The sequence below is a fragment of the Paenibacillus contaminans genome (genome assembly GCF_003285015.1).
Lineage (GTDB): Bacteria > Bacillota > Bacilli > Paenibacillales > NBRC-103111 > Paenibacillus_V > Paenibacillus_V contaminans.
Genome location: NZ_QMFB01000011.1, coordinates 36705 through 61190 on the forward strand (window position 1 = coordinate 36705; position 24486 = coordinate 61190).

Annotated in this window: 19 protein-coding genes; 8 read left to right on the top strand and 11 right to left on the bottom strand. The window is 52.9% G+C overall.

Annotated elements, in window-relative coordinates:
* Positions 1 to 166 precede the first annotated feature (166 nt).
* The 6 genes from DQG23_RS19115 to DQG23_RS19140 all read left to right on the top strand — a co-directional run bounded on the left by DQG23_RS19115 (position 167) and on the right by DQG23_RS19140 (position 5811).
* Positions 167 to 583 carry a transposase gene (locus DQG23_RS19115; RefSeq protein WP_113032482.1) on the top strand — a complete coding sequence of 139 codons (417 nt, stop codon included), beginning with the start codon at positions 167 to 169 and terminating at the stop codon, positions 581 to 583.
* Between the two features lie 259 nt (positions 584 to 842).
* Entirely contained in the window at positions 843 to 2288 is a 1446-nt protein-coding gene (locus DQG23_RS19120; protein WP_420330245.1) for a DHA2 family efflux MFS transporter permease subunit, read from the top strand.
* A gap of 202 nt (positions 2289 to 2490) precedes the next feature.
* Positions 2491 to 3129, top strand: a complete 639-nt coding sequence (locus DQG23_RS19125) for a pentapeptide repeat-containing protein (protein WP_113032484.1) — start codon at positions 2491 to 2493, stop codon at positions 3127 to 3129.
* A 27-nt stretch (positions 3130 to 3156) separates the two neighbouring features.
* Positions 3157 to 3762 carry a pentapeptide repeat-containing protein gene (locus DQG23_RS19130; protein ID WP_113032485.1) on the top strand — a complete coding sequence of 202 codons (606 nt, stop codon included), beginning with the start codon at positions 3157 to 3159 and terminating at the stop codon, positions 3760 to 3762.
* A gap of 287 nt (positions 3763 to 4049) precedes the next feature.
* Positions 4050 to 4739, top strand: a complete 690-nt coding sequence (locus tag DQG23_RS19135; protein WP_113032486.1) for a response regulator transcription factor — start codon at positions 4050 to 4052, stop codon at positions 4737 to 4739.
* Positions 4645 to 5811 (top strand): sensor histidine kinase, encoded by a 1167-nt coding sequence (locus tag DQG23_RS19140; protein ID WP_113032487.1) that lies wholly within the window; start codon positions 4645 to 4647, stop codon positions 5809 to 5811. The genes DQG23_RS19135 and DQG23_RS19140 overlap by 95 nt, the downstream gene beginning before the upstream one ends.
* 126 nt (positions 5812 to 5937) lie before the next feature.
* On the opposite strand, the gene DQG23_RS19145 is transcribed toward DQG23_RS19140, so the two are convergent.
* A complete protein-coding gene (locus DQG23_RS19145) occupies positions 5938 to 7383 on the bottom strand; it encodes an alpha/beta hydrolase family protein (protein WP_113032488.1) in 1446 nt (481 codons plus the stop codon).
* Between the two features lie 299 nt (positions 7384 to 7682).
* Complete coding sequence (locus tag DQG23_RS19150; RefSeq protein ID WP_113032489.1) at positions 7683 to 7925, bottom strand: hypothetical protein; 243 nt, start codon at positions 7923 to 7925, stop codon at positions 7683 to 7685.
* A gap of 247 nt (positions 7926 to 8172) precedes the next feature.
* Here DQG23_RS19150 and DQG23_RS42585 point away from each other — a divergent pair, with 247 nt between their 5' ends.
* Complete coding sequence (locus tag DQG23_RS42585) at positions 8173 to 8337, top strand: hypothetical protein (RefSeq protein ID WP_192894609.1); 165 nt, start codon at positions 8173 to 8175, stop codon at positions 8335 to 8337.
* 24 nt (positions 8338 to 8361) lie between these two features.
* Positions 8362 to 8517, top strand: a complete 156-nt coding sequence (locus DQG23_RS42590; protein ID WP_192894610.1) for a hypothetical protein — start codon at positions 8362 to 8364, stop codon at positions 8515 to 8517.
* Positions 8518 to 8751: 234 nt separating this feature from the next.
* Here the strand turns inward: DQG23_RS42590 and DQG23_RS19155 are convergent, their stop codons facing one another.
* The 9 genes from DQG23_RS19155 to DQG23_RS19200 all read right to left on the bottom strand — a co-directional run bounded on the left by DQG23_RS19155 (position 8752) and on the right by DQG23_RS19200 (position 24063).
* Positions 8752 to 9309: an NUDIX hydrolase gene (locus DQG23_RS19155; RefSeq protein ID WP_113032490.1), complete on the bottom strand. Its 558-nt coding sequence runs from the start codon at positions 9307 to 9309 to the stop codon at positions 8752 to 8754.
* Between the two features lie 681 nt (positions 9310 to 9990).
* Positions 9991 to 11589 (bottom strand): glycoside hydrolase family protein, encoded by a 1599-nt coding sequence (locus DQG23_RS19160; protein ID WP_113032491.1) that lies wholly within the window; start codon positions 11587 to 11589, stop codon positions 9991 to 9993.
* Positions 11590 to 12326: 737 nt separating this feature from the next.
* Complete coding sequence (locus DQG23_RS19165) at positions 12327 to 13961, bottom strand: type 2 periplasmic-binding domain-containing protein (RefSeq protein ID WP_113032492.1); 1635 nt, start codon at positions 13959 to 13961, stop codon at positions 12327 to 12329.
* A gap of 63 nt (positions 13962 to 14024) precedes the next feature.
* On the bottom strand, positions 14025 to 14906 hold the full coding sequence (locus DQG23_RS19170) for a carbohydrate ABC transporter permease (protein ID WP_113032493.1): 882 nt from the start codon (positions 14904 to 14906) through the stop codon (positions 14025 to 14027).
* A 9-nt stretch (positions 14907 to 14915) separates the two neighbouring features.
* A complete protein-coding gene (locus DQG23_RS19175; protein WP_113032494.1) occupies positions 14916 to 15830 on the bottom strand; it encodes an ABC transporter permease in 915 nt (304 codons plus the stop codon).
* 104 nt (positions 15831 to 15934) lie between these two features.
* Entirely contained in the window at positions 15935 to 17365 is a 1431-nt protein-coding gene (locus tag DQG23_RS19180) for an ABC transporter substrate-binding protein (protein WP_113032495.1), read from the bottom strand.
* 28 nt (positions 17366 to 17393) lie between these two features.
* Positions 17394 to 20123, bottom strand: a complete 2730-nt coding sequence (locus DQG23_RS19185) for a sensor histidine kinase (protein WP_113032496.1) — start codon at positions 20121 to 20123, stop codon at positions 17394 to 17396.
* A complete protein-coding gene (locus DQG23_RS19190; protein WP_113032497.1) occupies positions 20120 to 21691 on the bottom strand; it encodes a response regulator in 1572 nt (523 codons plus the stop codon). The genes DQG23_RS19185 and DQG23_RS19190 overlap by 4 nt, the downstream gene beginning before the upstream one ends.
* A 575-nt stretch (positions 21692 to 22266) precedes the next feature.
* Complete coding sequence (locus DQG23_RS19200; RefSeq protein ID WP_113032499.1) at positions 22267 to 24063, bottom strand: hypothetical protein; 1797 nt, start codon at positions 24061 to 24063, stop codon at positions 22267 to 22269.
* Positions 24064 to 24486 lie beyond the last annotated feature (423 nt).

The following is a 24486-nucleotide window of genomic DNA, read 5'->3' on the forward strand; positions in this document are numbered from 1 at the left end:
GTTTTTTTGCAAGTGGCACGAGCTTTGACAGCCGGTATGTGACCGAGCACCGTGCCCGGAGTCGCGCGAGGTGCAAAAAAAGCTGTCCAGCAATCTGCCGCGCTGGAAATGAAACGTACGTTCGGCTATAATTAATGCCAACAAACGTTCGGCGGGAGGAATAATTTTGGAGGATCAACCGGTTATTAGCTTCAAACAATATCAAAAACACTTCCTTACGGAACAATCTTGCAATGAATATCTTTTCAGGATGAAGTGGCCCGAAGGCTTCCAGTGCTCCAAATGCCGGCACGACGATTACTACGTCATTACGACACGCAAGCACCCGCTTTACGAGTGCAAGCTATGCGGCAACCAGACGACCCTTATCGTCGGTACCATTTTCGAAAAAACCCGCACCGATATTACGATCTGGTTCGCGGCAATCTATTTAGCGGTTCAAGAAAAGAGCCTATCGACGGCCATGATCGCCAACGAGCTGGAGATCAGCTATCAAACGGCATGGGCGATGATGCGCAAAATCCGTCAAGCGCTGGCCAGCCCGAAATGCATCGCAAACGCCCCCAAACTCTGCGAAGAATGACAAATCGTATCCCGGAATATTCCCGCCTGCAAAAACAAGTGCCCTTCCTGAGCTAATCCGATATACACTTTTTGCCGCATAATTATAATGATGGATGTACGGTTATTGAAACGAAGAGGAGATGAAAAACAAGAGGAAAAGTACGATCTGTGGACAAACATGGAAAAACGTTTTTTGGGAAACGAATTCGAACTGCGGGCTTGGGGAGGAGAACGAGTTGAGCACTGGAGTTGCCGGGAGAGAAGCTTCTTCCGCGGATTTGAGCGGGATACGCAGAGGGCCTATTGTGGCGGCATTGATTATCGGAGCGTTTGTCTCCATTTTGAACGAAACGTTGTTAAACATCGCTTTTCCGGAGCTTATGAAAGAATTCGGCGTAACGGCCGTTACCATTCAATGGCTGTCTACCAGCTATATGCTCGTCATAGGTATTCTTGTTCCGGTAACCGCGCTGCTTCAGCAATGGTTTACAACAAGACAGATGTTCTTGTCCGCGATGTCGATATTTCTGACAGGATCGGTTATTTGTGCGGCGGCCCCCTGGTTCGGTATGCTTCTAATCGGAAGGATCGTTCAAGCGCTGGGTACAGGGCTTATGCTCCCCGTATTAATGACTACGATTCTCGTTATATTCCCTCCGGAAAAACGGGGCGGGGCCATGGGCCTGATCGGACTTGTCATCATGTCCGCGCCTGCGGTCGGTCCGACATTATCGGGTGTGATCGTCGATTCGTTGTCATGGCGCTGGCTGTTTTACCTTGTCATTCCGCTGGCCGCCTTTTCCATTGTTTTTGCAGGCATTTATTTGAGAAATGTATCCGTATTGACAAAACCGAAAGTCGATGTACTGTCCATCCTGCTCTCCACGATCGGATTTGGGGGCATCGTTTACGGATTCAGCAAAGCGGGAGAAGGCTCGTGGTCGGAGCCTGAAGCGTACTGGACGATCGCCGCAGGAGGCGTGTCGCTTCTATTGTTCATTTGGCGTCAGCTGGCCGTCAAGGAGCCTCTGCTTGAGCTTCTGACGTTCAAATACCCCTTGTTCTCGCTGGCTATGGCGCTCATTCTTATTTTGATGATGATGATTTTTGCCGTTATGATCATCCTTCCGTTATATCTTCAAACCGTGCTGCTTTTGACGGCGTTCCATGCAGGGCTGGCTATGATGCCGGGCGGCATCGTCAATGGCATCATGGCGCCGGTATCGGGCCATTTATTCGATAAATTCGGTCCGCGCGCCCTGGTCATACCGGGCCTAGCCTTGGCTGCCCTTGCCGCCGGGTTGTTCATTGGAGTCGATAGCTCTACCGGCACAGGTTACGTGATTCTGCTTCATGTCGTTTTGCTGGCCGGGTTCTCCATGGTGATGATGCCGGTACAGACGACAGGATTGAATCAGCTGCCCCGCCATCTATATCCGCACGGAACGGCGATCATCAGCACGCTGCAGCAAGTGGCCGGCGCGATCGGGACCGCTTTGTTCATCAGCATTTTGGCATCCGGATCCAAGGCTTATTTGGAAGCTTCCGACGACCCGGCTTCGCGGGGCGAAGCGGTGAACGGTTTTGTCGCAGGCATGCAGGACGCTTTTATAACCGGCTTTGTTCTCGCTTTGCTGGCGCTGGCCATCGGTTTTTTCGTCAAGCGGAAGAAGACGGAGCAACGTTCGACGACGAATCCGGATAACAATATTGAAATAACATAATATTACCGAGTTTAAAAAGGCCCCTTTTCAGAACCGAGAAGGTTGGATGAATCCGAGTAACGAGGACACGGAGCGTAGGCAAAACTACGTGAGTACCGCAGTTGCCGGATGAATTCAAGATTCGATGTCGAATAACCCTCCGTTCTGCTTCGTTATCAAAAGGGGACTTTTTAAACAACCTCTATAAAATGGAGCCGATGTTATGAATTTTAAGATGGACCAACCCAATATCCCCGATCAGCTGGATATTTTGACTCATGAAGTACATTCGCTACGGACGAAGGACGAATTCCGTCTCAAATCCGTAAGCGACGTCTTCATTGACGGGCAGGATGCCCAGAAGGTCTCGTTCGACAAATGCGTGTTTAAAAACGTAACCGTTACGGAGTCCGCTTTGGTCGGCATCGAACTGACGGACGTCGTTTTTGAGAGATGCGATTTATCGAACGTCTGTCTTACCGATTCGTTCCTGCACCGCACGGAGTTCAGAAATTGCAAGCTCATCGGGACGGACTTTACGCGGAGCAGGTTTCAAAACGTCCGATTTCTCGGCTGCGTCAGCGATTACGCATCGTTTCGGTTTACGAATTTCAAGCAAGCGGCATTCGAAAGCAACTCTCTGATCAGAGCCGATTTTTTCCACTCCGAACTGCAAAAAACGATATTTACCGCCTGCCATATCGATCAAGCCGTTCTATCGGGCACTAAACTGGAAGGGATCGATCTCAGCGACTGCGAGTTCGACGGATTGGTTGTAGAAATCGAAGATTTGAAAGGCTGTATCATTTCACAGCGGCATGCTTATACGCTCGTCGGTCTTTTGGACGTAATTATGAAATAGGTGAACGGTGCTACGGAGGTACATAGGATGGTACAGTATATTGATCAATATTTCGAAGCCGCCGGTTTTAGCGGACGGGATTTAAGGGAAGGCGAATTTCTGCGCTGTACGTTCGAACGATGCGATTTTTCCCATGCTTCCATGGAGGAAGTCCGCATAGATAGCTGCCGTTTCGTACAGTGCAATTTTCATGGCGCTACGATGAATGCTTCCGTTCACAAAAATTCGGCATACGAAAACTGCAGCTTTAAAGAGTCCAACCTTTTTATAGCCGCATTTACCGATTGCAAAATGATGGGCTCCGACTTTTCAAAAGCGAAAATGGACGGCGTAACGCTGACTGAAGGCGATTGGTCCTATACGAACCTTCGGCAAACGAGACTCGTCAAACAAGATTTGCGGAACATCCGCTTTTTCGAGGCCGATTTGTACGAGGCCAATTTGGAGAATGCCGATCTAAGGAACTGCGATTTAACCAGAGCCAACTTAGCCAAAGCAAAGCTGCGAGGGGCGGACTTGCGCGGCGCGGTTATGGAGGGCGTCGATTTTAAATCGTTTGAAGTGAAAGGCGCTCGGATGGACGCTTTTCAAGCGGTTAGCTTCTTGCGCTCATACGGCGCGAAGGTTGATTGAGCGGTTGGGTTCGTCATAAACGACTCGTCCTATCATCGAGTTTACAAGATGGCTGGTGCTATAAGCATTTCTGATCGTATACCAAACAGAGCTCCGTCGACGGGTTGAACGCCGTACGAAGGAGCTTTTGTTGCTAGCGGGCCGGCGCTGAACGCACTCCGCTTTTATTTCTGCTTCTTTAGATATTCTTTAGATTTTCCCCCGCAATATCCTAATTTTATTGACTTATACTGAGAAAAGGCAGCTGTCTGTCTCATAATCATAAGAAATAAATTAGGAGGCTGAAAATGAATAAGAACACTGTCTTGGTTGTGGATGACGATTCCGAAATCAGGGACGTTCTTCACATCTACTTGCGTAATGAAGGATTTCATGTGCTCGAGGCGGAAAACGGTTTGCAGGCACTGGAGATCATCAAGACATTACCTGTTCATTTAATCATTTTGGATGTCATGATGCCCCATATGGACGGAATCAAAGCATGCATGAAAATCAGGGAAACCTCTAAGATTCCCATTATCATGCTGTCCGCCAAGGAAGAAGACATCGATAAAATAACCGGGCTTTCTACCGGGGCGGACGACTATGTTACTAAACCGTTCAGTCTCCTCGAATTGATGGCCCGTGTCAAGGCGCAGCTGCGTCGGCAAAGCTATACCGCTGAGGACAAGCAGGAAGCCGTTATTTCTGTCGGCGACTTAATCATTGACAAATCCCGGCATCAGGTAACCGTAAAGGGAAGGGAAGTATCCCTGACACCTATCGAATTTTCAATACTTGAACTGATGGCAAGCCATCGGGGACAAGTGTTCAGCGCGGATAAAATTTATGTTCGGGTTTGGAAAGAACCTGCCGGATTTTCGGATAATACGGTTGTGGTTCATGTCCGAAACCTCCGGGAGAAAATCGAGGAAAACCACCGGGAACCTCGGTACATCAAAACGGTCTGGGGAGTGGGATACAAAATTGAAAAGTAATTTCCTTGCCCTGATATCCGGAAAAAACAGCATTCGTATGCGCATGTTTTGGTCTTTTATCCTTAGCCTGATCATAGCGATGAACGCATCTTCGATCGTCAATAACTCTATATTAAGCAGTCTCAGCGATACTAGCCAATCTTTCTACTTGTCTATTATTTTATCTTTAGTTACGTTTGTCGTCCCGTTTATATTGATCTTTTCACTCCTGACCCGGCGCATCGTTCAATATTTACTAAAGCTGGCGGACGGGCTTGCTTATATCGCAAACGGAAATATGCACTACCGCGTTCCGCTCTCAAGGAAAGACGAGTTAGGCAAGGTAGCGGAAAATATTAATGCGATGGCCGAAAAACTGGAACACCAAATCGAAAAGGAACGGCAAATCGAAAAGTCCAAAATGGACTTGATTACGGGAGTATCCCACGATCTTCGAACCCCCCTCACGAGCGTCATCGGATATCTGGAATTGTTGCAGAACAAAGGTTATCAAAATGAGCAGGAACACGAACGCTTCATTGACAATACCTACAAAAAAGCCATTCAACTAAAAAATCTCATTGATGACTTATTCGAGTACACGCGTCTAACAACCAGTGAAACCAAGCTTGAAGCCAGTCCGGTCGATGTACGGGAGCTGCTCGCGCAAATTTTGGAGGAATTTCAACCTCTTGCTCAAGAATACGGGATCGCCGTGGAGAAAAATTTGCCGTTCGAGGCTTTGCCGGTCCCAATGGATCCGAAAAAATTAAGGAGAGCCATCGACAACCTTTTGATGAATGCTTTAAAGTTCACAGTGAAGCCGGGCATTGTCCGCGTGTCGCTGGATGCACGCCCCTCTTTTGTTGCCATCACGATCGAGAATGAAGGAATTCCGATAGCGAAGGAACAGGAAGAGCTGCTATTTGAACGGTTCTATAAAGCCGATCATTCGCGAGCGGCCCAAACCATCCAGACCGGCTCGGGATTAGGGTTATCCATTGCAAAAAATATCGTTGAACGGCACGGCGGGACATTAAGCCTGGTTCATTCATCGGGACATTATTCGTTTATCATGAAACTGCCCGCTTGAAATCCCGCATACACGCCGGTGTACCGGACGAGGCAGGCAGAGCTGCCTCCCGGATGTCACGCGGTCATCCCAACGCCCGGTTTACGATCCATCGAGGCACTCGACCGGTTTCATGCGGATTCACGCTTATTTATTCACCTTGAAATTCACTTCCGGGTATTTGGCAGCCAATTCTTGAAGCGCAGCGTCGTTCTTCCCTTTTAAATACCGATCGAAAAAGGCAATGCTGAATTCGTTCACGATACGGTGATCCCGCCGCGGGTCAACGCCGCCCAACCCAAGCCATGGAGAGAATAACGCTAGATCGGTGTAGCTTGCATGTTTCGAACCCGGAATGAGTATGGATAAACCGCCGCCCGCCAAAGCATTGCCCGACCTTTGTATATATGTTTTCCTTGGCGCTTCAAATTCTTCGCGGCTTACATTCCCCACCTTTGTGGCAACCTCATCGAAAGAGACCATAACCTTATTGTAAGTTTCAGCTGAATACATTAGAAAATATGGTTTTCCGGGTCCTTGCGGGGGAAGCGGAGAACCATTAAACCCGCCGTCCATACTAAGCGCAGCCTTCACACGCGAATCAGTCGCCAGAACCTGCGTCGTAACGGTTCCTCCAAACGAATGTCCTAGCATGCCTATTCGTTCGACATCCAATTTGCCGGTAAAGCGGCCCGTCGAATCGTTCCGGTTGAGATTCTCGACTTGATTGAGCACAAATTCAGCATCGCCAACCCAAAGGGGGATATGCTCGTCGTATTGGGCCATAGAAGTCAAGCCGGGGTCGGTTTTGCTTAAGGCTGCGCGGCCGTCGGGATATACGGTGACAGCAGCTTCATAGGCATAATCGATGCCCAGCACGATATAACCGTGGCTTGCCAGTTCTTCTACTTGGAACATATTTTGATTGCGGTACCCGTTCATGCCGTGGGAAAAAATCAATACGGGATATCGGCTTTCCGAATCCGAAAGATCAGCTTCCAGCATAGAATGGGTTTTGACCAGTCCCAGATGGCTTAGCGCGAACGCCGGAAGGTTCATCATTTTTGATGCGATAGCTCCAGTTGCTTTTGATGAGTTCTGGACATACGGACTCTGCTTTTTCCCCCCGCCATTAGCTGCAGGGTACCAAATCTGCACCATCAGCTCTCGCCGGTCGTCCGGATCACCGGTATAGGTTTCTTCCCGCTGTTCATCGACCCAGTGATAAACTGTCGTTCCGACCGAATAAGGCCCTGTCGGCTTCTCAAACGAGAAAACGGGCATGACTGTAGGGAGTGCGATCGAGACCAATAAATATACCGTCAATATCGCCGCTTGAAACGTAACCTTAACCCGGCTCCTGCCGCCCTCTTTACGCTTGCCTAAGAAGAAATAAGCCGTCAGAACCACTGGCGTCATGTAAGCCGGAATCATCTGCCAGCGTCCGCCTTCTATGGCAAACTGTACAATAACCAAACCTAAGGCAACCGTCAATGGCATGACAATACCTTGTCCGGACTTCCTATTTGCGATAAACGCCCAATACAACAGGCCAAAATTGATCGCAATCAAGCCTATTTCCAAAATCCTCATGTCAATCTCCCCTTCGGTAAAATTTAGCACTTTCATCGTATTGAAAAATTATTAAGACAAAGTGGGGGAGCGAATAAAAATATTCTAAAGAATCCCGGGTCATGCGGTGTTACCGTCCCCCTCAACAAGAAGAGCGGTGCCGCTCGCGTTTTCGGAACGAATACCGCGTGCTCCGAAAGGATTCATTCCGGAAATCACGATAAGCGCCTACATCGCAAAAAGCTCTTCCGCCAGTTGAAGGGGAAGAGCTTTTTGCGATGTAGGCTATTATTACACTTCTTTTTCGAATCGTTACACGACTACTCCCTTAGCGCATCCTTTAGACGGCTGTTCATGGAACCTGCAGCTTTGGCATGCAGCTGACCGCGCAGCTTTTTGACTTCCTGCTTCAGCCGCTCGTTCTCTGCCTCCAGACCGGCGATACTCCCCAACGCCTCGTCGACTCCGCGCAGCAGATCCGCCTTCTCGGCGTCCGCATCCTGCAGAAGCAGCCGCAGCGCGGCGCGCAGCTGTTCCGGATCGGCTGTATGCCGTTCGTTCATCGTTTTTCTCCTCCGCTTTCCTGCACAAGCTTTGTGCCTATCGTAACACACCTTAGCGCTTAGGGCGAATCTCTCCCATACGGATGATCCCTTCACCCTCACCTGTTGTGAATGCTCCTCACAAGACGGACAGGTACAAGCTCCTGCCTGCACGGGCCGGCAGCGGCTCCGTTTCGTAGCCCCGCCGCGACAACGCGCCGGCTTCGCACATATCGTATGATGACAATGATAACAGGAGGAGCGAAGTATGATTCGAACACATGTAAAAACGTACAAGCATCGCGTCGGCAAGCATACGTATGTTGTCGTCAACATCTATCAGACAGCTACCGCGAAGGCCGCACAAGGAAACGTTCTGGCGAGCAATGCCGTCAACGTTCGGATCTACCGGAAGCGCAAGCGGAAAGCCTGATTATAACGGGGTGGGGGTGAGCTCATGAAACGCAAGACCAAAAAACGCTCTGTTTTCAAAAACGGACGCGATACCGTCATCACCGAGCAATCGGCGAACGCTACCGTCGGCCAAGGCGGAAACGCCATTGCCATCAACGCCTCGGAAGGCGGTATTATCCGCATCCAGCCGCCCAGGTAACGGCAGCCTTTCTTGCCAAGCGCAGCAGACAAGGGCCTTCGGGACCGATGAATCCGATCCCGAAGGCCCTTGTTTTGGCTTCACGACATGCAAAGCGGAACGGCAAATTACACCACCGGCGATTTTTGCCGCAAGACGGCAGGAGCAGCTCCATGGTAAGGCTCCATTTCTTGCTCAGCCTTTAACGTGGTTTGCGGTGCCGACCGGGAACGGCAGCCCTGCAGCTGCTTTTCGTTACACCCTGAACAAACCCATGCCCTCCATCGGCACGATCGGATTCTCGTCGGCGTTTAATCCCCGCGTTTCTCCTTTTTGCGCAACGTCGATCAGCCATCTCGTGAAGCCGGCCACCTTCATATCGGCCATTTCCTCCAAGCTGTAAAAACCGGCCGCATCGACTTCCTCGCCGTCAGGCACCGGTTCTCCCGAGACGTAATCCATCGCAAAAGCGATGTATACGTTGTGTATGCTTCGCGGCTGGTCGCGAACCGCCACGATGCGCGTAACCTCCGCATGAATTCCGCTTTCCTCCAGCACCTCGCGGCGAATCGTATCGTGCATAAGCTCCGTTTGCTCAATGTAGCCGCCCGGATTCGTCCAGTTGCCCTTGCCCGGCTCCTGCGCCCTTCTTACCAGCAAATACTTCCCGTCTCTTTCGATCAAAGCGCCTACGCCGACGCTGTAATTTCCCCAATGAACGAAGCTGCACGCCGTACATGCCTTTCTCATCACCCCGTCGATTTCCCGAACCTCCAGAACGGTCCCGCAAGACAAACAATAATTTATTTCCATACCCTAAATCCACCTTTATCCGAAGTGTATGACAGCTAGCGGTCACTGTAGTCAAGCATACCGAAATTCAGCCGACATGGAAAGAACGGCTATTTGAAAATTTCAAAACAATCCGTGCGTCCCTTCTCATGAAAGGAGAAGTTGTTCGTAAGGAGCAGCCCCAAAGCTAAATGGAAAAAATACAGTAAATTTTCGGAAATATCGGTTTTTTATCAACTTAGATGGAAAACCTGCCGTTAATTTTTTTAAAATTGCCCAATTACGCGAAATCGTCCAATTTTACCTGCAGTTTTTACAGTTAAATGCCGTTTTCTCGACTTGCGGCCGAAAATACCTGCAGTTTTTACAGTTAGTACAGCCTTGCTTGTCGAGGAGAGCTAACGGAAGCGATGCAGCCGTTAGAGACGAACGCTCGCTTCCCGCTAACCTGCCTGCCTTTATGTAGACGAACGCTGTCAGTACTTAATCGAGCAAGTAACATCGTTTATGAAGGAAAGCTATTCGCACGCAGTCAAGTTTAGCTCTGCTCGTCTGTAAGGAGTATGAGTTTGTTCCCGTATCTTCGTGCTCATACAGCTGCTTCTCAACTTGCACCACCCCATCGAGAGTTGTTTCGCAATGCCTTAGCATTGCAAAAAAGAGCGCCTTGAGGCGCCCTTTTCCTTTTACATGACCCGCAGGTCAACGAAACTCCACGGCTAGTTCCACCCAAATGATCGTTTGCGGAGCGTCCGGCCTCGCCTCGATGAGGTTGAAGCCTGCATGCGCCGCTCCCGCCGGCACCCGGAACCGGTGCACCGGCCCTTCCGGACGCGGCTTCGCTATATCCGCAACGCCTTCATAAACGCAGGCGTGTCCGTTCAAAAGCACGTCGCCGAAGCCGGCACTGCCTTTGTCCCCGGCTCCGGGAGCGAACCCCGTCGCATCCGCCCCTGCATTCTCCCGGTCCGCAGTGCCCCTCGTCGCATTCTCACGACCGGCACCCGCCGTCCCTTCGGACGCAGGAGCGGCTCCAAGAAGCACGAACACGTCTCCGCCATCCGGCTTCGGCCCCGCATGAAGGCGGAACGACCGGTAACGGCCAGGCCCGCATGCAGCCGGCAGCAAGGCTCCGGAGGCTTCACCCGGCGCCCACGTGTCCGAATAGGTGACGATATGACGGCGCGTTTTGCCCGACATCGTTTCGAGACTCCCTGCTTCGCGGAGCAAGGCGGGATAATTCTCGAGATCGGCCATCGCCGTATCGGAGTCCATGTAATTAAACAAATATATCCGGTCCGCTCCGCGCGACAGGAGACTGCTCGCCGCCCCGCGCACCGTTTCCAGCGTGTTCATCTGCCGCAGCGCGGACTCCGGATATGCGCGCACCAATACTTCCAGCCCTGCGGCCAGCTCGACGTCCGTTCCATGAAGCAGCTGCTTCCACAGCTCGACCGGCATGTCCGTTTCGATGGTCGCCCAGAACGGGGTGATGACGAGCATGTCGATCAGCCCCCGGCGCGCCCACTCGACGGCATCCATGCCGAGGCCGCGCGCCGTTTGCGGACGCGAAGGCACGCGCGCTGACAGCTTGATCCGATGTCCGCGTTTCGCTTCCCAGCTGTCGAGCAGCTTCCGGACGTCGGCGGTGAATTCCGTGAGAATAGCGATTCCTTCCTCTTCGAACCCCGGGCGGAAGTGGAAGCCGAAGCGCATCCAATCCAGCTCGAGGCCGTCGAAGTCGTACCGCTCCGCCGCTTCCTCGATCAGCCTAAAATGATAATCCCGCACTTCCTTGCGCCCGTAATCGAACGCCTTGTCCACCCAATCGTCGAATTTATAAGGCGCCCTGCGGAATTGCGGATTTTGCTGCCAAAATGTGCTGTGCATCGGATCGCCCTCGTTGTCGACGGAATGCACGTCGTTCATTCGCATCGTCACCCACGGCGATATGCCGCGCTCCCGGCACCGGTCTATCCAGATCGCGTACCGGTCGAGGCCGTCGCGATGAAGCTGCCACCCCCGGTGCACCCATTGCCGCTGCCGCTCGCGGGCCTCCGGCGCAACGGCGGCGAAAAACGGCTGATCGCTGCCGCCCTCCGGATCGTAGCCTTCCCAGAAGCTCTCCCAAACGCCGCTGTCATAACCAGCCCGCATGGCATTCACGTTGAGTATAAGCTCGTTGACTTGCGTATCGGCATATTGGTCGACCCATTCCATCAACTCTTCGGCCGTCAAATCGTTATGCCGCCTCGACATCAGGTAATGATTCGGATCTTCGTTCAAGCTGATTCCCGCCATGAAATCTCCTCCTGAATATATGGCTCTCAAGCAGCGCCTGCTTTCCCGCAGCCGGCTCGTTTAAGCAAAACAACCGAGCTTCTCTCGACTCTCGTCCGCCGATAGTACGTTGACCGCATGAAATGCAAGGTTTGGGTGCTCGTAGCCTTATACGAACCCGCCCTTTCCACTGCGGATTCTCTCATGAAAAGCGCGGGCAGAAAACCTTAGATCAAATGCGGTCAAGTATTAGTACGCCATCAAGTCTAAAACCAGGGATTGATGACCTGGTTACGAAACAAACACGGATATCGTAATGGTTATGCAACGAATCGTGCGCTTCGTGTAGAAAACCTCATTGTTTATGAGGCTGTCCTCACTATTCCAACGGTAAAATGCTCGTTCTCGCCCGTCAGTGAGGCAAACGAAACTATTCATTTCGTTTGCCTCACTAATAATTGCGTTTGCCTCATTGCCTCAAGAAACACGGGTTTTCTATTTGAAATAGTGAAGTTTGTCTCACGAATAGTAAGCTTTTCCTCATTATGAGGATCACTAGCTCTTGCACGATCAAATGCCTTGCACCCTTAAAATCTATAGGATAAGCGTTGAAATGATACTAGATATTTCGCGGAAAATTCAAGCAATCCTTTCATGTACGGACAAGTGTGTAGAATCCCCCACAACTCCATATCGACACTCAAGACCGGCTGTCCCGACGATCGCGGAGGACCGTCAGGCAGCCGGCTATTTGCCTGTTATTTCAGTTTTTTGTTCTCATGAATGATCGGCAATTTGTTTACTTCCTCCGTCAGCTGCTTGCCGCCGGCTTTGTTCCAGCGCTCCACGTATTCGTCCCACGACTTGTCGATGTCGATTGCGCCGGAGATCGCTTTGACCTGGAACTCTTGGGCGATCTTCTTCATCTCCGCCTGCTGAATTGCCTTGTTCTGGGTTGCGATGAAATCGACCTGCTTCGCATCGACTACATGATTGATCCGCGGAACCTTCTTGCGGTTTTCTTCAATCGCCTTGTCTACCGCCGTACCGTTGACCAGCTCGGAGAAAGCGCCGAAGTACAGCGGATAAATGAAGATGCCCGCTCCTTGCTCGGCAGCGTCAACGCCTTGCTTGATAACGGCAGCTCCGTCCTTCTTCTCGTACGTCTGTCCTTCGATGCCGAATTTCGCCATTACGGCAAGCGATCTCGCTTCATCCGCATACATCGCGTCCGTCATTTGCATAGCGCGGATCACTTGCTCGTCTGTCGCTTTCGCGCCGAACATCATGCCCCAGCCGACCCATTCGCCGAAGCCGGTACCGCCTCCGAAGCCTTCCGGCCCGATAATGTTAGGCAGCTGAACGGGAACGGCAGCCGGATTTTTTTGCGACAGCAGGAACATCGGATCCTTGCTTATTTCGTTCATATAGTTCGCATTCGAGAAAATCGCGCCGACTTTATTGTCCAAAATTTTGGCCTGACGCTCCGGCTTTTTGTCGCTGACCGACGCCGGGTCGATGATGCCTTCCTTGAACCAGGCGTTCAGCAGCTTAAGCGCTTGCTTGTAGCGGTCGGAAACGGCCCCGTATACAATTTTATTATCCGCCGCTTTGCCCCACTGTTCCGGGTTGACGCCATATGCGGCATAGATGTTGTTGAACCCGTAGGAGAAGAAGTTCGTATCCTGGAATATCTCGCTGACTCCGTACGTGTCGTTTTTCCCGTTGCCGTCCGGATCGTCGAAGGTGAACTTCTTAAACATATCGTGCAGCTCGTCGAGCGTTTCCGGCAGCTTCGTGATGCCGACCTTGTCAAGCCAATCCTTCCGGGCAAAAACGGACGTATTGGACAGCCCGCTGGCCCCGCCTACCGGCACTTGGATCAAATCGCCGGTTTTGTAGTCCTTCGAAATCGCCCAAGCCGTCTTGTCATCGTATTGCTCGATAATTTTCATGACGTTCGGCATGTGCTCCTTAACCATGTCCATCGAAATCTTCCGGATAATGCCGTCCCGGTACTTGCCCTGCGCATCCCATGTAATGAGAACGTCCGGAATCGTACCGCCGGCCAGCGTAACCTTCAGCTTCTCGGCATCCCACGGATTGATCGGCAGCGCCTTCAAATCAACGTTGAATTTCTCCTCGAACACTTTCTCTACCGGCGTCCCGTCTTTCCATTTGGACATATCGATCATGTTCAAGTAAGTCAGCGTTACTTTCTTCTCGAATTTGTTCGCTGCCGCTTTCGGCGAAGCGCTTGCCGCCGGCGCCGGAGAACCGCTCGAATCCGGGCTTTTCGTCTCTCCTCCGTCTTTGCTGCAAGCCGAAAGCGCCACCGCAGCAACCATTGCAGCCGCCATGCCCGCTGCGCCGTACTTTCTACCTCTTCCCATGAACGTCTCCCCCAGTAAACGAAATGTATATAGTAACTTGAAAGGCCGGCCGTATGCTCGCGGCTATCCCTTCAAAGCGCCTATCATGATGCCTTTGACAAAATAACGCTGCAAAAACGGATAAACGAGAATGATCGGCCCGATCGTCACGAAAATAAACGCCGCCTTCAGCGTATTCGGATTGGAATTTTCGACATTGATCCCGAGCGCCGCCTTGGCCACACCGACAACCGCATCGTCGTAGCTGAAAATGATTTTGCGCAGCAGCATCTGCAATACCTGCTTATCCGGATCGTTAATATAGATCATCGCATCGAACCAGGCGTTCCAATGGCCGACCATTGTCCAAAGCGCAATGGTTGCCAGCACCGGCTTACACAATGGCGCGACGATCTGGACCATAATACGCGCGGGACCGGCTCCGTCCATCGCTGCGGATTCCTCCAGGCTTTTATCGATGGAGCCCTGAATGTAGTTCCGCATCACGACGAGGTTGAACACGTTCAGCACCCCGGGGAGAATAAGCACCAGCCGAGAATCGATCAGTCCAAGATCTCTTATCCATAAATACGACGGGATTAAACCGCCGCTGAAAAACATCGTGAACAGAAAATATACCGTGATCGTGCCGCGAAGGGGAAGCCCCCGCTGGCTTAGCGCATAGGCCGCACAAAACGTGACGACAATCGATAAAACGGTGCCGCATACCGTACGGATGATCGTATTCGCATACCCGATAAAAACATCGTTGTTCTCGAAGACGATCCGATAGGAATCAAGGGTAAAATGTTTCGGAAAAAGCTGTATCTTCTGCGTCAGCACGTCGTTCGGAAGAGAAAAGGACATCACAAGCAGGTTCCAGAACGGAAGGATGATCGACAGCAGAAGCAGCACCATAAGCGTATAATTGAACCACTCGAACGGCTTTATTTTATTTTTGCGCATCTTTTTCTCCTACCAAATGCCGTTTTCATTGTTGAATTTTTTGACGATCCAGTTGGCGCCGAAGATCAGGACGAAGCCGATGACGTTCTGGAACATGCCTACTGCCGTTGCGAAGCTGAAGTCGCTGTTAATCAATCCCCGCCGGTAGACGTATGTATCGATGACATCCGCCACCTCGTATACGCTGACCGAATACAGATTGAATATTTGATCGAAGCCGGCATGCAGAATGCCGCCAATATTCAGAATGAACATGATCGTCGCCACCGGAATAAGCGATGGAATCGTTACATACAGCGCCTTATGCAGCCGGTTCGCTCCGTCCAAATCGGCGGCTTCGTACAAGTCCGGATTGATGCCGACAATAACGGCCAAGTAGATGATGCTGCCCCAGCCGATATTTTGCCAAATCCCGCTTGTCACGAGAATCGTACGAAAGTACTCGGGCATAACGATAAAATTGACGGGCTGCATGCCGAACCATTTCAGAATATGATTGACGATCCCGACATCAACCGACAGGACGGACGTCACAATGCCGGCCAGCACGATCCAGGATAAAAAATGCGGCAGGTAAGACACCGTCTGCACGATTTTTTTAAATAAGCCGTTGCGAAGCTCGTTCAGCAGCAGCGCGAGAATAATCGGGGCGGGAAAACCGAATATAAGCCGATATAAGCTGATGATAAGCGTATTGGCTAACACCTCGTAAAAGCTCTTGATCTCGAAGAGGCTTTGAAAATGGGCGAAGCCGACCCATTCGCTGCCCCCGATTCCTTTCATGATTTTGTAATCCTTAAAAGCGATCACAATGCCGTACATCGGGACATATGAAAAAATAAATACCGCGACGACGGCCGGAAGCAAAAGTAAATAATACGTTTTGTATTGCCGGAATGCCCGGCTGAGCGTTCTTGAAGCCATCGTTCTCCCCCTTCTGCCGGTCTTTACAGACTACATTGTAGCAACGGTGAAAACGCTTAAACAGTAGGGGACTTTAAACAAAAGAGGGCAGTTTTCAACTGCCCTCAGCCGCCCTCCGTGATATTCGCTTTTAACAGCTCCGCCTCGGCCTCCTCTTGAAGCAGCCGGATGAAATCGTCTGCGCTCAGCTTACCGTTAAAGTACAACCCTTTATTGCGGGCATAGATGTCTCTCATTGCCCGCTCCATGTTCTGATATACGGCGGAGCTGCCCTCAGCGCCGCGAGGCTCGTCAACCGCAGCCGTTTCGTCGCGGATCCGTTTCAACGAATCGAGCACTTCCGCCGGATAAATCCCGGTAACCGTACGGTTCCGCTTGTCGATATACGAATCGAACATCCCGCGGAAGTCACCCTCGTTTGCCTGCAGATTGGTAGACACCGCTCCCGGCAGCTCGATCGCCTCCGTCGTCAAAAATTTGGCAAACCGGTAGGCCTCGGCAGGGTGCTTCGTCGCCGCATTCGCCGCATACCCCCATTCTGCGGAAAGGCGGAACGCCTTCGGCTTCCCCTCCTCGTTCAGCCGCGGGTAAAACGTCACGCCATAGCGAAAGTCCATCCCCTTGTCCCCGCCGAGCAGCCCGTCGTCAAAACGGCGCATGTTCCATAGCAGAGGCGTTTCCCAATCGCCCTCGATCATCGCCGCCTGGCGTTCGGCGAAGAGGAAGCGCGCGTCCCATTTCGCCAGCTCAATCTGCTCGAATGACGGCGCTGCGCCCGCATCCTGCAGCCCCTTATACCACTCAAGCGCCTGCTTGAACCTGCCGTCCGTAAATTGCGGCTGCCCGGATTCATCAAGAAACAGCCACCCGCTGTTTAATAACGGCATAAAGATCGCGTCCTGCCAAACGGTCGGCACAAAACCGTATACGCGCCCGGATTCCCGCACGACTGACAGCCTTCCGGCCAATCCGGCGAGCTCCTGCAGCGTCGTGTTCTCGTCGGGATAGGCCAATCCGGCGGCATCGAACATATCCTTGTTATAGAAAAGCATGGAATATTGAATGCTTGAAGGCATGAAATAGTAGCTGTTCTTCACCTGAAGCTCCTCCATATAGGAGCCGAACCGTTCGGCCGCATCGAAGCCGTCCGCCTTCATAAACGGACCGAAATCGAGCAGCACGCCCTCCTTCGCCCGAAAAATATGCTCGCGCCCGTTCATCATCATGACGTCCATCGGCTCGTTGACGGCCAACGCCACATCGAGCGACTTCATATATTCCGCCGGGTTATTCGGAAATTCCCTGTATTCGATCTCGATATCCGGATGCTGACGATACCATTTGTCGATGATCCGTTTGGCTTTTCCCCCGTTGCTATTGCCGTATCCGACCCAAATCAGCTTGATCCTGCCGTCGGCCGCCGGGGGCTCGCCCTCCCCGAGCCTGCTTTCGGGAATACGCGCCCACCAATAAGCGGCGGCCAACAGCAGGATAATTGCCGCGGCGGCGGCCAGCGTTTTTTTGGCATTGGTCATGATGCCCTCCCATGTTCCGGCATGTTCTTCATTCGTTCTCCTGCTGCACCTGCAGCGGCAGGACGATCGACACCTTGGTCCAGCTCCCGCAGCGGCTGTCCAGCGTGAAGCTTGCCTCCCCGTTGTACATCAGCTGCAGCCGCTGCTCGATATTGCGCAGTCCGACGCCGACTCCGCCTTCGCCCGACGCAAGCGCCCGGTTCAGCTCCCGCAATCTGTCCGGCGGAATGCCCTGACCGTTATCGCTTACCTCCAGCAGCAGCTTGCCTCTGTCGAGGCGAGCCGTAATGGCGATGCAGCCTCTGCTCAGCTTGTCTTCAATCCCATGCAGCAGCGCGTTTTCAACGATCGGCTGAAGAATGAACCGGACCAGCCTGAGCTTCTCGATGTTCGGCGCAATGTTCCAGACGACGCGCAGACGGCTCCCGTAGCGGATCTGCTGCAAAAACAAATAAGAACGTATATGCGCCAGCTCGTCGCCGAGCGTCGTCATTTTCAGACCGGTATGCGTTCCCGACCGCAAGAAAACGGACAATTCGTTGATCATCTCCACGGCGATATTGTCGCCCTCCGCCAAATCCATGGCCGCCCACTTAATCGTTTCCAGCGTATTGTATAAAAAATGCGGATTGATTTGCTTCATCAGGCTCGCCAGCTCCGCCTTTTTGAACTCCAGTTGAATTTCGCGGTTGGTCACCTCTACCTTGTAGATGTCGCCCATCAGCTGCTGGATTTTATCCACCATCCCGCTTACATGAAGCGACAGCTCGTCAAGCTCGTCGAGCTCGACGGCCAGCGGAGCCATTTGGTATTGAAAATTGCCGTCCACCGATTTGCGGAGATGAGCGACGAATTGGGTGATCGGCTTCGAAATGCTTTTCGACAGGAAGAAAATGGCGACAAAGATGAGCATCAAAATAATAAACAGCAAATAACCGTTCAGCAGCGCAATTTCCCGGGTGCCCTGGAAGATGATGAAATCGTCGAGCGTGCTGATCACATACCAGTCCGGATTTTCGATCCGCTCGATAAGCGCGAGCTGGCTTTTCCCGCCCAGCTTAACCTGCCGAATGCCGGTGCCTCCGGCAAGCAGTTCGCCGACACCCGTTTCATTGCCGCCGAGCGAGGCGTTATTTTTGTTATAGACGACCTGGCCTCCGCTATCGGTGATGATCACGTTGGCGGACCGGATCGCCAGATTGGCTCCGAGCGCCTGCAGCTCCGCTTCGTTGATGGCGAACAAGTAATACCCGAGCAGCCGGCGCGGGTATTCGGTGCTCCATATTTTTTTGCCCACCGTAATGACATGATCGCCGAAGGCGTCCCTCTGCTCGTTAAAATAGACGGTTTCGCCGCCCGACCGCTCCAAGCTGCCGTATATGTCGCGGTAATGGATGTTTTTCTCGTTCAGACGCGAATTGATCGTCGAAAAGACGAGCAGGCCTTTGCTGTTGTAAATGTTCAGGTAGTTTAAGTTTTTATTGACGATCTGCTGATAGGAGAAAAAGCTTTTGAACTGCTCCGCCATCACTTCCTGATTATCGGGAAAACGCATCATTTCCTGAATATTGTCGTTGCGGAGTATCGCGTTCAGAAAACGGTCGGTATTGTTCAGCTTCAGCTCCAGCGAATCGCCGGTTTGATTGACGAACTCTTTATAATATTTGATCATGTGATCGCGGGTCATTTTGGCGGAATACGCATAGCTGACGGTAAAAATGACCGCCACCCCAACAACCGACGCAGCCAGCCAATAACCGAACAAGCTCGCGCGAAAGCTGAACCGGTGCTTCCGCAGCGTCCGGTAATTCAGCAGCTCGTTCACGGTTCCGATCCGCTTGATGTCGGCAAGCTGCCGTTTGATCCGGTCGATCGGCAGCAGCAGCTTCGCGGAAAACCACCTTTCGTAATAGTACATGCCGGCGAAAAGCGCCAGCACGGCAACGATCAGATGGCGCAAGTACGTTTGTTTAAGGATGCCGTATTCCGGGTCCGACATGACAACCTGCAGATCGTAGCCGTATCCGGCGGGGGAGGACAAGCCGGAGGACGCATTGGCCGGTGCCTCGGCCGGCCCGGCGGCGGCGCCGGGCAAGACGGCGTACGAATAAACCGAGCGCGGATGGGCGAGCGATTGCAGCATTTCGCGGCTGACCGTAACCGTGACGGCCGCATCCTCGTTGATCCGCTTCTCGAAGACGAAGCGATCGTCGAACAGCATCGCGTACAGCAGCTGCCGCTCCTCGGTTCCGTCCGGCCCGGCCGCCAATTCCGCAGACCACAAACCCGCATCGTTCCGGCTCGAATCCGCCTGTACGGCGGAGTACCGGTTCAGCATGCGAATTTGCCCGGTGGATAAAGCGGAGGCCGAAGCGGTCGAAACGAGATACGTTTGCCCTTTCCTCCAGGAGATCAGAATCGACTCGACATGCGGGTAAAACCGGTACAAGCTGGACAGATCGGTCTCGATCTGCCTGACGCCCTGCACTTCCTCCGCGTCGTCGGCATAGTCGGCCTGCATCAGCTCCATCATCGCCCGATTTTCCGAAATCAGAATCGGAAGCTTTTCGGCCTGCGCGAACATCACGTCGATATTTTGCATCATCTGCTGTTTGATATAAGCAAGCTCCCGCTCCCGTTCCTCGTTCACCTTCCCTGCCGACATCACATAGGAAACGACCGCGGAGCCCGCAAATACGAACAATGCGAGCAGTACGGTAGCGCCCCGGACTTTGCGCCGTAAACTGTTTCCGTTCATTCGTGCACCTTCTCGAAAAATTCTTTGGGCGTCAATCCCGTGCACTCGCGGAACACTTTGCTGAAATGCTTGGCGTCGGTGTAGCCGACCTGGTAGGCCACCTCGTATATTTTTTGCCGGGGATCGCGCTTCATAATGTCCATCGCCCGGTTCATTCTGGCCTGCTTCAAATACTGAAGAAAATTCACCTTCTCCTCGCGCTTGAACAACGTGGACAAGTATTCATGCGTTACGCCGAACCGGACGGCGATGTCGGTCAACGAAACCGGATCGGCAAGATGCTCGTGAACGTACTGCTGGAGCTCTAGAATGATGCGCCGCTTCGTTTCCTTGACGGGCTCGCCGCTCTGCGCGAACATCGAAGTCAGCCGCAGGACGAGCCTGTCGTGCAGCTCTTGCAGCCGGACCGCCCGGTGCAGTTCTTGAACCGACGTCTCAGCTTCGCTTGCCGCCGAATGGAGCATCGGCGACGTGCCGCTTCGCTCCTCCCTCAGCTCATAAGCGCTTCGCAGCAGCTGCCCGCCCGCTTTCTTGACGCTTTCGATCGTGAAACCCCGCTCCTCCTGCAGCCTGCGGCACCAGCCGGAAAGCAACCGGCGCACATCCTCCGGATTTTGCGACAGCAGTACGGCGCGCCATTCGTCCCGTTCCGCCGCGGACCATTCGAACCGCTGCGGCGCTTGCTCCGGCACGTATGCCGCATGCCGTTCAATCTCGAACGGGTACCTGCTGTAGAAAAGCAGCCTCTTCAGCCTGGCGTGAAAATCGGCCGCAAACGGAACAGCCCCCGCCGATTGACGGAAGCTTGCTCCGAAAACGCCTGCCCGCACTTGGGGGCACGACGACGGCAGCGACATGACAAGCTGCTGCCACTCCTCCTCGCTCGCCTGCTCGCCGTCCATAACGAACAAGAGCCCATAACCGAAGCCATGCTCTTCGGCAATGAGCAGTCCGGCGTCCGCCATGGCTCCGATAAAATGCCGGCTAAGCGCCGTCTTCGCGTGCTCGCCGATCCCGTCTATGGCGACGGCGGCGAAAGCCATGCGAAATGTCGCCTGCGGATGCGCACAGTAAAGGCTCTCCGCGAACGAAGCGGCCTTCCGCCCGTCGTCCGAGCCGTTCAGCAGCTTGAACAGGTCGACCTCCAGCATTTGCCGGCGCTGCGATTCCGACTGGACGGAATCCGCTTGTTTTTGTTCCAGCTTCGCGCGGATCGACTGAAGCAGCTCGGTCACTTCCTGAACCTTGACCGGCTTGAGCAAATAATCGACGACCGTATATTTCAGCGCCTGCCGCGCAAACTCGAATTCGCCGTATCCGCTCAGAATGACGACGTGCGCATCCAAGCCGCTGCGGCTAAGCGCATCGAGCATTTCGAAGCCGGACATGCCCGGCATTTTGATATCCAGCATGATGAGATCGACCCGATGCCGCTTCAGCAAGCTAAGCGCTTCCATTCCTGTGGACGCCTCCAGCGTAACCTGAAAGCCGCATCGTTCCCAAGGAACGTGCTTGCGAAGCCCCGCCCGAAGCAGATGTTCGTCGTCAACCAGCATTACGGTATACATGATGTTGCCTCCTCGGGTGTTGTAAGCGGTATGCTCGTATCTTGCATGCAGGATTACAGCCCGTCAACAGTTATTTGCGGCGGGATTGAAAAATAGCGCTACGAGAATCGCCAACCGTCGCCTTTGACGCCGGCGTTTTCCGTTTATATTCGCCTTGAGGATTACTATCCTTCGCAATGCGCGCGACTCCCGCGTGCGTTGTTCGGTCACACGTCGGCTGTCAAACCCGATAAACGGCGAAGTATTGGAAAGCGGTTTCATTTTCGGAATTCGGACGTTTGGCTTTATTTTACCTTTAACCGAACGGACCGGTCGAGTTTGCGGTTTTGAAAAAAGGAGGGTATTTTTAAACTGTCGCAAGAAAAAAAGAAGCCTCAGCAAGTTGTCCGAGGCTTCTTTTTCTTGCCGCTTTCCCTTCATTGAATAGGACCAGCTGGCCCTCCGCTAAGGCAGCATTCGCATTGTTCCGTCACTGCTTGAACCGTTCTTCCCGGTCCCGGCAATGCAATGTCCGCTGCCTGCTCATTGAATCGCGACTCCGTCATACACGTTTCGTCAAACTTGCCGAAAGCGCGTTAATACGATTCATGCAGGACAATCGGCTCGCCGATCGTCTGCCCCCATATTTTGCCCGCTGCGGCCAGCTCTTCCATTTCGTTTAAATGCCCGAGCCTTCCCATCGATCGTCCGGCGAAATTCATGAAGCTGACGCCATCGGCGCCTGCGCGGAGCTGCTTCAAAGCTGCGCGGTACATCTCAAGAGGATCTACGCTGCTAACGATCGGCGGTTGCTCGTGCAGCTCCTCTCCCGGCACCGGATCCTCCTGGTCGCACCATTCCGGCGTGTCTTCCCGTCCCCCGGGCGTTTCCGGCGGTACGTTGTCATACTCGCAATAGTATCGAACCCCGTGCCTGTGCGCGGTGCCGATATAGCGGTCATGCCGCCATGTTTGCACGCATACGAAGTCGAGGGCGCCCGATGCGACCCAGCCTTCGAAATCGATCCTTTGATCTTCGAGCGTCATCATCCGGCGATCTTCATCCCGGGCATGCGCTCCTTCCACCATGGTGGCGCTTAGGACGAGTCTTTTGCCCTTGTCTTGCGATATGCGGTCGAGCTCGGCCCGGACTTCCTTAATAAAGCTCGTAAGCACGCTACAATCATGCCTTTGCGGATCCGCGATCGGCGGCCATCTTGTAAAATCGAGATTAATGCCGCCTACCTCGTAATTCGCCGCCAGCTCCGAAAGGATATCCAGAACGAACCTTCTGGCTGCGGGATGCGCGTAGTCGATCTGGGCTTTTCCCGGCTTTCTCGCCTCCGGATGGCCGAACCACCATGGGCCGTTCAGGAACTTGTCGGACATTCCGAATATGGATTCCGTTCGCCAGAACAAATTCATTCTCAAAGATGCGTGAAATTCCAATCCGACCTTTGCGCATGCATCGGACAGCACCCTCATTCCTTCTTGGCCGTTCTCGGAAGCCCATCGGATATACTCGTATACGCGCTTATCCCCTCGCCTCATGGACTTCCATTCTTCCTCCGAGAATGTCGCCCCGGGATAATCGGTCACCTCGCTCGGCCAATTCGCCACGCCCGTCGACGGCGTCTGCAAAAACAAAATTTTGTGGTCGCTGAAGCCGTGCTTTTCCGCATACCTGAGGTCGATCCCTTTGCCCGGCTTGCCGGCATGCCAATAATGGGAGAACCCGTCGACGTACTGCAAAACCTTTTTATGAGCGGGGTTCGAGATATCGGCGATATACTCGTGCGCCTGCGTTTCGTCGACCTTAACGAGCTGCACCGAGGACAAAATGCTCCTGACGAGCCCCCAAGGCTGAGAAAGATAAGTGCCGAAGGGAACGCGGAGCTTTATTTGACGGCCGTCAAGCTTTACGCACTTCCAAAAGCAGTTGATTTCGACGCCCGTTGGCCCCATCAGCTTCTTATGTCTTCTTCCGAATTCCGGTCCTAGGCCGCTGAAAGGTTCGCCGTCCAAGGCGATATCCACCAAAGCCTCGGTATTGATAATCGGCTTCATATCCAAATTCGGGATCCCGACCCACACCGCGTACCATCCGCTCAAGCCGGGATCGAGCTCCAATTCGGCCGGCACTGCGCGATCGCCGTCGTCGCCGGCGACGTCGTTCACGACAAGGAGCCGTCCTTTCTGCCCGTCCTGCAGCTCGTAGGGGACAAGCTGCCATTTCCCTCTCTCCTTGTCGAGAGACCACGCTTCGCGCGGCAGTACGCCGGAAAAATCACGCAGCGCGATGCAATCCCCCGGTTCAGGATCCCTCCCGTTTCTATCGAAACTATAATCCAGCATACGCTTGCCCTTCGGATCGAACAAATCGATGAATGCCATAGTGTATCCGTTACCTCCCAAAGTCGTTTCCCGACAGCTAGTGCAACATTAGATTAGCCTTCATGAAAACGCTTGTGAAGTAGGCAAAAGCCGAAAAAGCTAGGCAATTTTAATATGTCGGCGAGTACTTGGCCGGGGCGGGTACATCCGCTGCTGAGTCAAGTACGAATGCTCGCCCGATAACCCGTGACTGAAGCGATAATGAGGAAAAGGCAACTAGTACCTTGACCGCATCAATTGCAAGGTTTGAGTGTTATTGTGCCCTGTAAGAACCATCGGTTTGGGGACGGCACTTTCATGACAAATGTGGGCAGCAAACCTTCAATCATATACGGTCAAGGTACTAGCAGTGAGGTAAACTACGCTGTTCCTGGTTGAAAGCAATTATCGTAATGGTTATGCACGAACCGTGCGATTAGTGGC

Excerpts from the sequence above, each read along its gene's own strand:
- DQG23_RS19165 (WP_113032492.1), bottom strand. The coding sequence starts at position 13,961 with ATGGGAAGAGGTAGAAAGTACGGCGCAGCGGGCATGGCGGCTGCAATG.
- DQG23_RS42585 (WP_192894609.1), top strand. The coding sequence starts at position 8,173 with ATGATTCGAACACATGTAAAAACGTACAAGCATCGCGTCGGCAAGCAT.
- DQG23_RS19180 (WP_113032495.1), bottom strand. The coding sequence starts at position 17,365 with ATGACCAATGCCAAAAAAACGCTGGCCGCCGCCGCGGCAATTATCCTG.
- DQG23_RS19160 (WP_113032491.1), bottom strand. The coding sequence starts at position 11,589 with ATGGCGGGAATCAGCTTGAACGAAGATCCGAATCATTACCTGATGTCG.
- DQG23_RS19175 (WP_113032494.1), bottom strand. The coding sequence starts at position 15,830 with ATGGCTTCAAGAACGCTCAGCCGGGCATTCCGGCAATACAAAACGTAT.
- DQG23_RS19150 (WP_113032489.1), bottom strand. The coding sequence starts at position 7,925 with ATGAACGAACGGCATACAGCCGATCCGGAACAGCTGCGCGCCGCGCTG.
- DQG23_RS19155 (WP_113032490.1), bottom strand. The coding sequence starts at position 9,309 with ATGGAAATAAATTATTGTTTGTCTTGCGGGACCGTTCTGGAGGTTCGG.
- DQG23_RS19125 (WP_113032484.1), top strand. The coding sequence starts at position 2,491 with ATGAATTTTAAGATGGACCAACCCAATATCCCCGATCAGCTGGATATT.
- DQG23_RS19200 (WP_113032499.1), bottom strand. The coding sequence starts at position 24,063 with ATGGCATTCATCGATTTGTTCGATCCGAAGGGCAAGCGTATGCTGGAT.
- DQG23_RS19190 (WP_113032497.1), bottom strand. The coding sequence starts at position 21,691 with ATGTATACCGTAATGCTGGTTGACGACGAACATCTGCTTCGGGCGGGG.
- DQG23_RS19135 (WP_113032486.1), top strand. The coding sequence starts at position 4,050 with ATGAATAAGAACACTGTCTTGGTTGTGGATGACGATTCCGAAATCAGG.
- DQG23_RS19140 (WP_113032487.1), top strand. The coding sequence starts at position 4,645 with ATGTCCGAAACCTCCGGGAGAAAATCGAGGAAAACCACCGGGAACCTC.
- DQG23_RS19170 (WP_113032493.1), bottom strand. The coding sequence starts at position 14,906 with ATGCGCAAAAATAAAATAAAGCCGTTCGAGTGGTTCAATTATACGCTT.
- DQG23_RS19130 (WP_113032485.1), top strand. The coding sequence starts at position 3,157 with ATGGTACAGTATATTGATCAATATTTCGAAGCCGCCGGTTTTAGCGGA.
- DQG23_RS42590 (WP_192894610.1), top strand. The coding sequence starts at position 8,362 with ATGAAACGCAAGACCAAAAAACGCTCTGTTTTCAAAAACGGACGCGAT.
- DQG23_RS19145 (WP_113032488.1), bottom strand. The coding sequence starts at position 7,383 with ATGAGGATTTTGGAAATAGGCTTGATTGCGATCAATTTTGGCCTGTTG.
- DQG23_RS19185 (WP_113032496.1), bottom strand. The coding sequence starts at position 20,123 with ATGAACGGAAACAGTTTACGGCGCAAAGTCCGGGGCGCTACCGTACTG.